Raw genomic sequence first — 12,644 nt, 5'->3', positions numbered from 1 at the left:
TTACTCCACCTCAAATTGTAGGACACCAAAATGATTAGTGTCTGTTTCATCATCTCTATATAGCTCGAAAGAAGTTTGTTTGTTTCCTTGTGAATCTGTTACGGTAACTTCCCAATAATAAATACCTTTATCTAATTTTGGAACGCGATATTCATTCATTCGCATGCCCTTTTCTAAATAAAGCACTTGCTGCATGTTAGGATCACGTGCAATCTTCACATCATAGTAAAGATCATCCCCCTGTAAATCAAAGGATATTTCCCATCCAAAGACATGTTGATTACCCTCTAATGGAATCTTTTCTGACATAAAAAATGGTTTTGGTTTTTCAAGGTCTTCATAGTACCGTACTAAAGAATTTTTAGGTGTATCAATAATACCCCCTAATATACGATCGTAATGTTCACCTATAATTGGCAAATATTGATTATCAGGTGAGCGTTGTACATATGGTTTAATTAAAGGTACATATAAATCTAATTGCTTTTTTATCGTTTTTTCGTTAATATACATTGCGTTTAACTCTTCCAACTTAGCTGTTAATTTATCGATATTTTCTTGTTTTCGGAAATAACGATTTAATAACCGGTTCGACCAGTAGTTACTGATCCCGGCTTGATAAGGTCTCACATATTCCCTGCTACGTTGTAAATCCCAACCACCATCATAATCCCAAGGTAAAATGAGCCATGTATCTAAATTTAAAGGTGAATAGAGGAAGAAATTATTAGCATCTGTATCCATATTGTCCATTAAAATGTTAATCGCTGTCCACGTTAGCAAATTTTCTTCATCAAAATGACGTTTTACCACTTCATCAATAGGGATGCTGTAATCATTGACATCATCCAGCATTGAAATTAATTTATCATGCTCTTCTCGCCCTTTAATTTCCAAAATAGATTCAAATACTTCTTTTTCATACTTAACATCTGTATGTGCGCGTATTTGATCAGGGTATCGGTTAAATTCAAAAAAGGTTACTTTATACAAATAGCCATTCGGATCAAAAAGATGATTTCGTAAAAACTGCTTATTTGGTTGTTCTGTATGGGTATACAATCCGTAATCATCATAACTCGTTGCCCCACGAGTTGAATCTTTTACATAAAGGTGAACGAATTGAGTCCGCAAACTTGAAATATTCGGAATTGGTTCCATCAAATCGAAGCTTAATTTATTTAATAAACGACTTCCATCTGAAACATGTTTATTTAAATTAATCGTTCTTTGATCATTCCAAGTTCCCACACTATCCATCAACTTAATTTTGTATGACTTTTGGGTTTTATTACGCGATGAATTCCCTCGAATGCTAATTTTAGCATTCGCTTTTGTTTCATCTGCTCCAAACATGCCTGCTTTTGGTCCTGCACGATTTGGCTCGCCTTCTGAAACGATAATATCTAATTTTTCATCACTATATCGTTCTGTGATTCTATTTAAACCGTACCAGTCAAAATCGGGCGTTTTTTCATTAGGTAAAACGGTTACATATAGTGTTTTTATGGAATCATCCTGATCACGTTCATAGAGCCTTTTGTCATCAATTTGAACACGATTGTCCGTTAATGGTATTGGTTGTCCCAAACTTAGTTCTACCTCTTCATTCGATGATTTTTCTTTGCATCCAACAATAATTAATGTGAATAATATAAAAGTCGTTAATATTGCAGATTTTTTGCTCAAATTTCCACCTAATTTCAGTTTAAATCCAATCGTTAGTAATAACAGTGAACAGTAAACAATGATTACTACTATCGAAATTTATTATTCTACCTCAAATCGTAGGATGCCAAAATGATAAATGTTTGTTTCTTCATCCTTATACATTTCGAATGAAGTTTGAGTATTTCCTTGTGCATCTGTCACTGTGACTTTCCAATAATAAACCCCTTTATTTAATTTCGGTATACGAAATTCATTCATACGCAAGCCTTTTTCTGAATGAATGACTTGCTGCATTTCTGGGTCACGCGCAATCGCTACATCATAATAGAGATCGTCCCCTTGCAAATCAAAAGATACTTCCCAACCGAAGACATGTTCATTCCCTTCACTTGGTATCTCTTGTGACATATAGAAAGGTTTTGGTTTTTCAAGATCTTCATAGTAACGTTCTAGTGCATTTTTAGGAGTCTGTATAATATTTTTTACTACTTGATCATAGTCTTTACTAACAATCGGTAAATATTGATTGTCAGGATATCTTTGAACATACGGTTTAACTAAAGGTACATATAAATCTAACTGTTCCTGTGCAGTTGTCTCATTAATATACGTTGCATGTAATTCTTCCAATTTAGCTGTTAATTTATCAACATTTTCCTGTGCTCTAAAATATCGATTCAATAAACGATTTCCCCAAAAATTACTAATACCTGATTGATAGGGTCTGACAAAATTTTGGCTACGTCCAGCATCCCAACCATCATCATAATCCCATGGTAAGATGAGCCACGTATCTAAATTTAAAGGTGAGTAGAGGAAAAAGTTATTCGCATCTGTATCCATATTGTCCATTAAAATGTTTATCGCTGTCCACGTTAGAAGATTTTCTTCATCAAAATGATGTTCGATTACTTCATTAATCGGTAAACTATAATCATTCACATCTTCTAACATTTGAATTAACTTTTCATGTTCTTCGCGCCCTTTTATTTCTAAAATCGATTCAAATGCTTTTTTATCATATTTTTCATCCGTACTAGAGCGAATTTTATCTGGATATCGATTAAATTCGAAAAAAGTTACTTTATACAAATAACCATTTGGATCAAAAAGATGATTTCGTAAAAACTGCTTATTTGGTTGTTCCATTTGTGTATACAGTCCATAATCGACATAGCTTGTTGATCCAGCTGTTGCGTCCTTTACGTAAAGGTGAATAAACTGCGTGCGTAAACTTGAAATATTCGGTATCGGCTCCATCAAGTCGAAACTTAACTTATTTAATAGTCGACTTCCATCTGAAACATGTTTATTTAAATTGATCGTTCTCTGATCATTCCAAGTTCCCGCGCTATCCATCAACTTAATTTTGTATGATTTTTGAGGCTGTTTTCGAGCTGAGTTCCCGCGAATACTAATTTTAGCATTCGCATTTGCTTCATTTGCCCCGAACATCCCCGATTTCGGTCCAGCACCGTTTGGCTCACCTTCAGAAACGATAATGTCTAACTTTTCTTCGCTATACCGTTCTGTAATTCGATTTAACCCATACCAATCAAGTTCAGGCTTTTTTTCATTAGGTAAAACCGTTATATAAAGTGTTTTGATAGAATCATCTTGATCCCGTTCATAAAGTCTTTTATCATCAATTTGAATACTGTTCATCATTGAGGTTGTAGGTTGACCTGAATTTCGTTCTATCTTTTCGGTCGTTAATTTATCGTTACACCCAGCCAATACTAATGTAAGCAATAACAGTGACATGAGTGTTGTAGATTTTTTGCTCAAAGTTTCACCTAATTTCTTTTTAGATCCAATCGTTAATAATGGTTGTGGACAGAAAGTAACGTAATCGATATTTTCTGAAATATAATTCAAGCGGAAAAATGTTAGACAAAGTCCAATAAACGACGCAATAAACATGCCCATTCCGTGCAAATTAAATTCCATTGTAATATACGATAAAATGGCATTCAAAATGATGAAAGTCCCACTTATTGCTAACAGTCCTTTTCGATCGTCGAAATACATAAGTAAATGAAGTAATAAAAACATCATAATAAAAAAGAAATACGCGAAACATAAAATAATAAATAAGTCTAATTGTTCCATGGAGAATCCCATTCTTGGTAAAAATAAAATGCCAAGTGCAATCGATAGTGTTGTAAAAAGTAATTGAATTTCCGCTAAAAAACCGGTTTTATGAATGATTACTTTTTGCAATCGCTGTTTTGCTTGTTGAATACTCTCATAAGTTCCCCCATCAAGAACATTTTTATAGTAATTTAAAAATTTCTCATAAAAATCCGTTTCGATTATGACAACAAAGAATATTAAAGATGGTAAAACGGTTAAATAAGCATAAAATACGGCGACATCATAAAGTGGCATCAGTAAAAACTGATTGGAAACTTGCGTATTGTTATCTGCAAATACCCAATAAATAATATTGTGGATATATACACCCGAATATACGAATGCCCCTATAAATAAAGCTCCTGGATACGTTTTTACCATCCGCAAAAATTGAAAATAATCGCGCTTTTCATTGCGTGGAAATACATGTTCAAAATGGAGAGCCGACAATATAATAATGCTTGCAAAGCCAATATTCATCCCGAGCAGTGCAATGATAACTGGATCCCATGACGTGAAATAAAACAATAAAAAGCTCGTCACAACAGAAAGTAATACGGCAATGACAAATCCTCTAAATATCCGCTTATAATCCTTCAATGCAGATAAGAAAACATTTTGCATCCAAATAACAATTAGCTCAATAAAATAAATATACGCGACAATTTTATAGCCTATATGCTCATTCACGCCCCATAAAAACACCGCTGCAATAATGGCACTAATCGGTATAATTACGAGTAAACTCCCGTAATACGCCGTAATAATTTGCTCGTATTTGCGATCATATATTTTATCTGCGATGAATCTTGTTACGAGCATCGACAAACCCGAAGTAACGATAACTGAAAATACGAAGCTATAAGCAATCGTCGCTATAAATAATTCATTTTGTAAGAACGTACTATTATTTTCTCGCATCATCAGTTGCTGGGCGAAGACGAGTATTAAACAGAGAATCATAGGACCAACTGTCGTCATCGTTGAGTAGCCGTACGCTTTCATATTTTGAGCGAGTCCCTGTTCTCTATACAACTTTCGCAGTTCAAAACCGATTCCAGCCATTTACATCACCGCCCCTAACGTTCTATATATTTCTTTGTAACTCGTTATAAATGCTTGGCGAGTGTAATCACATGCAACACGGTTAAAACCATTTTTCCCCATCTCAAGTCGTAGTGGTTCATCTAAACAGAGCTTCACCATGTAATTCGCCATCTCCTCATAATGCATAACGGGTACGATAAATCCAGCAGGCCCAAAATGATCATCTAGACGCCCTTCTATCAATTCTCGACAGCTCCCTACATTCGTTGAAATAAACGGCTTACTACATGCAAAGCCTTCTAAAATCGCTAATGGTTGTCCTTCACTAATACTTGAAAGTAACAGAAAGTCCATATCGCCTAAATACTCTTTAATATTGACCATTCCTGTAAATTTAATATTTCGAATATTTAACAGTTGCACGAGCTGCAGGCATTCTTCATAATATTCCTCGTTTTCTTCAGCTGGTCCCATAATAAACAATTCAACATTTGACAATTGTTGTTCCACTAATGCAAATGCTTGAATCATCATTTTAATATCCTTAATCGGAACAAGACGGACAATTGCACCAATCCTTATTGTATCGTCTTTGACCGTTCGTACGACTTGATTATAATCATGGATATCAATGCCATTCGGTATAATTCGTATGCGCTCTGGTTCGCAACCGAGTTCCACTTGAATTTCCTTATTACGACCAAACAATGTAATGATTTCGTCTGCTAATGAATAAATAGAATGAGATAATGTGTAAAAATAATTAATCCATAAATCTTTGAAATAACCCTTTACCCAATTGGCTTTAATAATTTCTTCTTCTCGCTCTCTTGAATAGATCCCATGTTCCGTTAAAATAAGCGGCTTATCATAAATGATTTTCGCAAGAGCACCCACTACCCCAGCATATCCCGTAGAAACCGCGTGATATATGTCTGCCTTTGGAACATCACCGCGCAACAGCATGAATAAAGGTAAAATCATAGAGCTTACAGTCCAAAATAATTCTGTAAATGGAACATGCGTATATTTTGTTTTCGCTAAATGTTCCACAAGCTCGTAATAATCCTTGCTCGATAAAAATTCACCCACATTCGTGAATTGATTACTTCTAATCAGTTGGAATAACGCAGCCCAATCTACATTATTCGAACCATTTACTAATGAAATTAAGCTATTTCTTTGAACATCCGTTAAATGATAACGTTTCCCCCACTTAGCTTCTTCATATATATGATCGTCTAAAAAAAATTCGTGTACTTCAATTACGTTTGTTGGCAGTGCATATTTAAATTGCCCTTGTTGCTTACGTTCAGCTGCAATAGCATAAATGATAAATTCATGTTCTGGCATTGCATGCATTAAACTATGAATCCAACTAGATACACCACCCGTTACGTAGGGGTAAGAGCCTTCTGCGATTAAACAAATTCTCATGTCCTATTACTACTCCTTTAATGTCACTTCAAATTGCGCATCTAAAGCCTTAATTAAATAAGTACCATCGTCAATTTTAGTAACCTTACAATTATCTAGTCTTCCAATTTTTTTATCTGTTCGCAAAATAAAATGTTGTTCTTTCAAATAATTATCGATGTTCCCTTTCACGACATTATTATTTTTTTCGATTGTAATTGTCGTTTGCAAAGTAGAAGCAATGGCCATCGCCGATTCGGATGCCGTCAATGCACGAAGCCATGGATAAGTTTTGTGAATATCTTTCATAAACGCATCGAACTCTTCATACATTTCCGACCAACTTCCTCCAGATCGGTCTGTACTAATGACATCATCTGGATGGACAAAGTGAGAAAAAACACCAATGCTCGTTAATGTATTGGCTATTGCCCAATCGTCAGAATTAACACGCGAATAACCAGAAGTAATACGTGGCATTTCAATAATCCCGTCGTCAGCCACTTCGAATTCCTGATGATAAGAGTTGCCGTTTATATCTTCCAAATATAAAGAAGAAATCGTTGTTAAATCCGGCCAACTATCGACTAACGCCTGGCGCCCATCTTCTGAAAGGACATTAGAGGGAGGCACATACGTCGTTACTTTATAGGATGGAAAAGCTTGTTTTGTATAGTTTTGTAGTTCCTGGATTGATTGCTCCATATGCGTGTTACTTTTCCAAGAATTATATCCATACAACCTAGAAACATTTTGATCCATCGTTAGAGATTGATGATTATACCCATGAAAGCCGATTTCCCCTCCATTTTGTATCAATTCTCTACCAAAGGAAATTAAATAGATAAACTCTTTATCTTCTACATTATCGAATGGTGGGGTAACATTATCCAAATATGACTCAATGATAGCGCCAGTATATCGAATATCTGCCCTTGCCGAAGTTTTTAACATATTCGGCCACCAAATCGATTGATAGAAGGATGCAAGACTTTTCTTGTATTCCTCATAAATGAGATCGTTTCGTCCCTTTGCAATTGGGGCTGGGAAGTCATCTATAAAAAAGGTTTTCGTATTAAATATAGGATATACATAATCCGGCTCCATTAAGCTAACCGCGCCTGTAATGATTCCTCGAGAGGATTTTTGGAAAAGTAACCCCCCATTAAACACCATAAATGTACCTTCCCCATACTTTGCTTTCCAAAGCAATGGATTTTTTGTTGTACTTTCTATATATATAGTCGCCTCATTATTTAACGCTACCCCTAAACCGACATCATCCATTGCATCTTCAAAAAATGTTTGTCCTGTTGTACCAATTAAAACATTTGATTTCATATGCATTCCAGTTGTCGTAACATAGGTTTCATAATCTAAAATCCCCATCTTCCGATACAAAATTTCGAAGTGCGAATCCATATTAAGGACGTTCATTAAAAAGAGTTGTCCACCATCTGACACGTAGTTTTCAATCTCCTCGACCGTTCCGAGATTTTCTAAAGATGGCGTACTTAGCATAATGGTAGGACATCGATCAAATTCCACCATTTCTGTTGCGACATCATACGCCCGCGTGCTTTTTTGCATATATTCAAGTGTCTTTTCTGCATTGTTTTTTAATACGACCGAACTTTCATCGTATACGATACAATAAGCTGGATTTTCTGAATCATTCTTTTGCTCTTTATTCATATTTGCAGAAACGACTAGTTCCTTCATTTCCAAAATGTCTTCATTATCGACCATTTTCAGTACCATTTGAGATCTTGTTATTTGTAAAGTAATCCCACATAAAAAAAGTAGTACGACGACAAAGATGATTTTTTGATTATCCCATAACCATTTCATCTGTATGATTCACTCCAGTCGACCAATAGCGCACCGTTACTAACGCTTCATTAGTTAACATAATCGGTGCATTTTTTAAATTATTCAAAACGATTGTAAATTTAGTATCTGCTTTTAATTCACAATAGATCGCTAACAATTGTAAATACGGTTTTTCAGAATGTGGATAACGCTCTTTAAATAACAGTGCCGTTTGTTCAGCAGCCTGTAGTTCGCCGAGTGTTATTTCCATATTTATTTTTTCATTGAATAACGCTTCCGTCGCTTGATTCTTTTCGATGATTGATTGTATGACTTGAATATAGGTCATACGATAATTTTTAGTAGACTGTTTATCTAGGAAACCACTGCGTAAATATTCCTTGATTACTTGTACATATGTGAGCCCAACTTCTAAATCCTGTGGGTTTTGACTAAATTCCACAGATAATTTTTGCAGAAGCAAGGATAACTCGCGTTTTACTTCGATTACTGCGGATACGGCATAGTGGGATGTTTCCGTATCCTCATTCATAACTGCCGTTTGTAAAATATCTAAATACTTCATCGCATCTTGTTTTAATAGATCCAACATGACACGCCGGCGAGATGTAAAATCACTAATAATTAATGCCTCTTCAATTGAAACAACAGCTAATTCACGATCTCTTTCAATAACCATTTTCGAGGAACGCAACTCGATTGGAATATCATCTGTTTGGGCATTCATATAGGCTTCAAATAGTTCTCCTTTATTTTTAAGTATTTTCTTAGGCCATACGCTTGGGATAAACCAGCCGATTACTGGTAAAAATAAAACGAGCGTACATCTAAATAGCCAATCTTGAAAATGACCAAGAGTAAGGAACCATAAAACAATGGCAGATATAATCATGTATAGGATAAAAATAAGCATTATAGTCATACAAGCACCCCATTATGGACCATCGCTTCAATTCCAACCTTGCTAAATCGCTTAGTAATCAATGGAATATCTTCTTGCGTTGTATTTGACAGTAAAATATAAAGTGCATCCCCCATATAGCTAATATAATCCGTTTCCCTTAATAATTGGTTCGCTTTTTCCGCTACTTGCTGCGAAACACTTGGATCTACTTGGATTTTTACAAGCTCATATGGCATATTGTATTTTTCTTTTGCGTGAATTTTGCTGCTCAAGATTTCATGAAATACATCTGGTTGTAAAATAAAGGATTGACCAATATAACGACTATCCCCAGTAAAATGAATATATTCAAAGGCGCGGCTTAAGGATGTTTCGATTAGACCTGCAATGACTTTGAATAAATTTTCATGATAGTTTGAAAAGCTAGAGAATGGTAATTCATTAATTGTGAGTATCGCTTTTATTTTATTATCATGGAATATTGGTGCGGCCATTACCGGTACATTTGCAAGTAAATTTCGATTAGAAAAAATCGCCTGCGTATTAATCATTTGTTGAATGTAATGTGTATCCGCTACTTTTAAGGAACTTATTTGTGGCTTTTCATCTTGTAAGTAAGAACTTGCCACGAGTCGCAAGTATGTCTGATCCTCATTTAATAAATAGATTGAAACATTTTCACAACGCATCGTCTTTTGTACCACTTCGATTGTCCGCGTAAAGATTTTTTCCGGCTCAATCTCATTCAGTTCTTTTGTAATCGAATAAATTTTCCCGAAACTATCCTCGTTATTTAGTACGCGCAATTGTAACTCATCTTTTACACCACGCAGTTCCTCATGAATGTTTTCTAAAAAGTCATAGCGGGTATTAAGTTCATTAAGCGTTTCTTGTTGTTCCGATATTTTAATGTTTTTTCGCTGTACGGAGTAACCCACAACTAAACCAATAAATAAAAAGATTGCGATTTGGAAAAAGAACGTCGTATCATACATGAGCGAAACAAGTTCTCGTCCTTGACGGAAATAATCGATTAACAGCAAACTAATGGATAAACTAACTGCAAAGAACGCTTGTCTATTACCATAAATCGCACCGACAGTAATGATATAGAATATACCCACTTGAAACACTGAGAAAATAGGGTTATCCACACTTAATACAAGCGCACTTAAAATGAAAAATAACACAAAATTTTCAATGTAAGGTTTGATATTTGAATACCAAATTGGCGCAACTTTCTTTTCTTTGATAACCGCTTGTTCCAAAGGTTTACAAGTTGTTCCCCACTCGTATGTTTTTTGAAGGCCATCTTCCAGCGAATACATCGGTACCCAGTCCAAATCTTGAATGATGCGCGCATTATTTAAAACAGAGCGCTGAATATCCCCCTCCCGTGATGCCATTTGAACCGTCTCAATAGCGCCATGGAATTTTTCAAAATGCTGGATTAGATCTTTTACACTTGCTTCTGTATTTGTAGATAAGTTATAAATACCTGTCAGCGTACTTTGTGAAGCTCGGTAAATCGCAAAAGCTACATCTTCAACATAAATAAAATCCCTCGTTTGATTGCCGTTTCCGTGAATATGGAGCTTGTCATTCGTCAAAATACGATTCAAGAATATGGAAACGACGCCACCTTCTCCTTCATGCGTTTGGCGCGGTCCATAAACATTCGAAAAACGGAAACAAATGGACGATAATCCTTGACTTGCTGCCCAATTTCTACAATATTTTTCCCCACCAAGCTTACTTAAGCCATATGGCGAGATCGGGTCCGTATGCATTTCCTCTGTTATAGGGAATTTAGATTGTTCACCATACACAGCCGCCGAGGAAGCAAAGATGAATTTCTTCACCTTATATTCCGTCGCAAATTTTAACATTTGCACAAGTCCAATAATATTGCTCTGTGCATCAAAGGTTGGATTTTGCATCGATGTCGCAACACTTGCTTGAGCAGCTAAATGAACAACAACATCAAAGTGATACGCAGCAAACACTTTTCGACATTTTGGGTCTTCTATAGAGAGATGATAAAATTTATGCTTAAATGAAATGTTTTCTGCTTTCCCTGTTACTAGGTTATCGATAATATGTACCTCATAACCTTCCTTATAAAATCGATCCGCCACATGTGAACCGATAAAACCATAGCCACCCGTTATTAGTACTTTCATAAAAACCCTCTCCCCGTCTTACTTTTTACACTTGATCCGTGGATATACGGACTCATCTATGAAGCGATTATCCGCAGTTATTTTTTTCGAAATATTGAGATATTCTTTTGAGCCACAAACAAAATAACGATTACCTGAAAATTCGTTACCACGTGTATATTGCTGTATCGTAATTTCTCGATACCCTTTATTAGATTGATCGTTAAACGAAAACAAATTATTCGTAATGGAGCTATTCTCGGCGCCACCATTATCAATGCCCGATCCTCCTATGACAAGTCCTGCTTTTGTATTTCTAGCAATATAGTTATCCTTTATCGTAATATTTTCAGCAGAAAAGCCTTCTTGTTCACTTGATATCGAAATTCCATAGTCACTATTGCCAACATAATTGTTTTTCACGACGACGTTTTGTGCGCCATCGACATATATACCTGCAGCGGATGCATCTCCTTCATAGGCGGGGTTGTCCCCAGAGGAGATATAGGTCACGATGTTATTTGAAACAACACCATTTCGAGCATAATCCGTGCATCCATCACTTTTACAAGCACCGTACCGCCCTGCGACATCAATGCCAATATTATTGTTATGAGAAAGGCGATTTCCATCAATCGTGAAATTTTCAATATTGCCACTTAATGTTAAGGATTCACTACTACCGAGCGTTAAATCATGCAAGTGATTTTTCAAAATTCTGATATCCTCAATCGGCTGAGGTTGATCACCGTATACAATAATGCCATGTGCATTCCCTTTATTTGCATAGTTGGCAATATGATGGATGTCATTGTTTACTATTTCGATATTTTTATTGCTTTTTCGCACTACTATACCTGCAGGATAAGACTTACTGGAATCCGTTTTCACATTACGTATTTCAAAACCTTTGATTTGAATCCCTTCAGAGTTCTTAATTTCAAATCCTGCCCGTTGCGATGAGATTTCTAAACCTTCCGCATCAATAATTGGTTTTTCATACGGATAATTTTGAATCGTAATGAATTGGTCGTCTATCGCCTGTTTTTCTGAAACAACGACCATTTCTTTATAAATCCCTGCTCGAACATTGATAACATCACCCGATTCTGCCTGATTTACAGCATATTGAATGGTTTTCCAAGGTGAATCAATCGTGCCTTCTGATGCATCACTTCCATTCGGGGCAACATAATAGGCGCCCTGAGCTGTTTCTGTTGCTATAAAAAATAGTGGAATTGTAAAGGTGTAACAAAACGCAATAACTTTTAACATATTTTTCATCCAATAAACGCACCTTTCTTTTCAAAATAATGAGGACCTAAATAGTGACAAGCAATCTATCATATCCGACATATTTATAGATTCTTACCTATAGAAGGACGACCTATACAATACATATACAATACCTGGTTTTGAATAAAATCATTTTTTTAGTAGGTAATATGTATTAATTTGAACATGTAAGTAATCCT

At 35.6% G+C, this 12,644-nt stretch carries 7 protein-coding genes; all 7 read right to left on the bottom strand.

The window, feature by feature from the left end; all coding sequences use genetic code 11:
* The 7 genes from MHI10_RS09830 to MHI10_RS09800 all read right to left on the bottom strand — a co-directional run bounded on the left by MHI10_RS09830 (position 1) and on the right by MHI10_RS09800 (position 12,453).
* Positions 1–1,689 carry a CotH kinase family protein gene (locus tag MHI10_RS09830; protein ID WP_340785056.1) on the bottom strand — a complete coding sequence of 563 codons (1,689 nt, stop codon included), beginning with the start codon at positions 1,687–1,689 and terminating at the stop codon, positions 1–3.
* A gap of 81 nt (positions 1,690–1,770) precedes the next feature.
* Complete coding sequence (pelG, locus tag MHI10_RS09825) at positions 1,771–4,872, bottom strand: exopolysaccharide Pel transporter PelG (protein WP_340785054.1); 3,102 nt, start codon at positions 4,870–4,872, stop codon at positions 1,771–1,773.
* Positions 4,873–6,291, bottom strand: coding sequence for a GT4 family glycosyltransferase PelF (gene pelF / locus MHI10_RS09820; protein WP_340785053.1), 1,419 nt, complete (start codon positions 6,289–6,291; stop codon positions 4,873–4,875). It lies immediately after the preceding gene.
* Between the two features lie 9 nt (positions 6,292–6,300).
* Positions 6,301–8,121, bottom strand: a complete 1,821-nt coding sequence (locus MHI10_RS09815) for a DUF2194 domain-containing protein (protein ID WP_340785052.1) — start codon at positions 8,119–8,121, stop codon at positions 6,301–6,303.
* The gene (locus tag MHI10_RS09810) at positions 8,102–9,025 is read right to left on the bottom strand and encodes a hypothetical protein (RefSeq protein WP_340785051.1); all 924 of its coding nucleotides are present in this window, start codon (positions 9,023–9,025) and stop codon (positions 8,102–8,104) included. The genes MHI10_RS09815 and MHI10_RS09810 overlap by 20 nt, the downstream gene beginning before the upstream one ends.
* Positions 9,022–11,190, bottom strand: coding sequence for an NAD-dependent epimerase/dehydratase family protein (locus tag MHI10_RS09805; protein ID WP_340785050.1), 2,169 nt, complete (start codon positions 11,188–11,190; stop codon positions 9,022–9,024). The genes MHI10_RS09810 and MHI10_RS09805 overlap by 4 nt, the downstream gene beginning before the upstream one ends.
* An 18-nt stretch (positions 11,191–11,208) precedes the next feature.
* Entirely contained in the window at positions 11,209–12,453 is a 1,245-nt protein-coding gene (locus MHI10_RS09800; protein ID WP_340785048.1) for a right-handed parallel beta-helix repeat-containing protein, read from the bottom strand.
* Positions 12,454–12,644: the final 191 nt, after the last annotated feature.

This window comes from Solibacillus sp. FSL K6-1523 (assembly GCF_038005225.1).
Taxonomy (GTDB): Bacteria; Bacillota; Bacilli; order Bacillales_A; family Planococcaceae; genus Solibacillus.
This window is presented reverse-complemented; position numbering and strand designations above follow the sequence as displayed.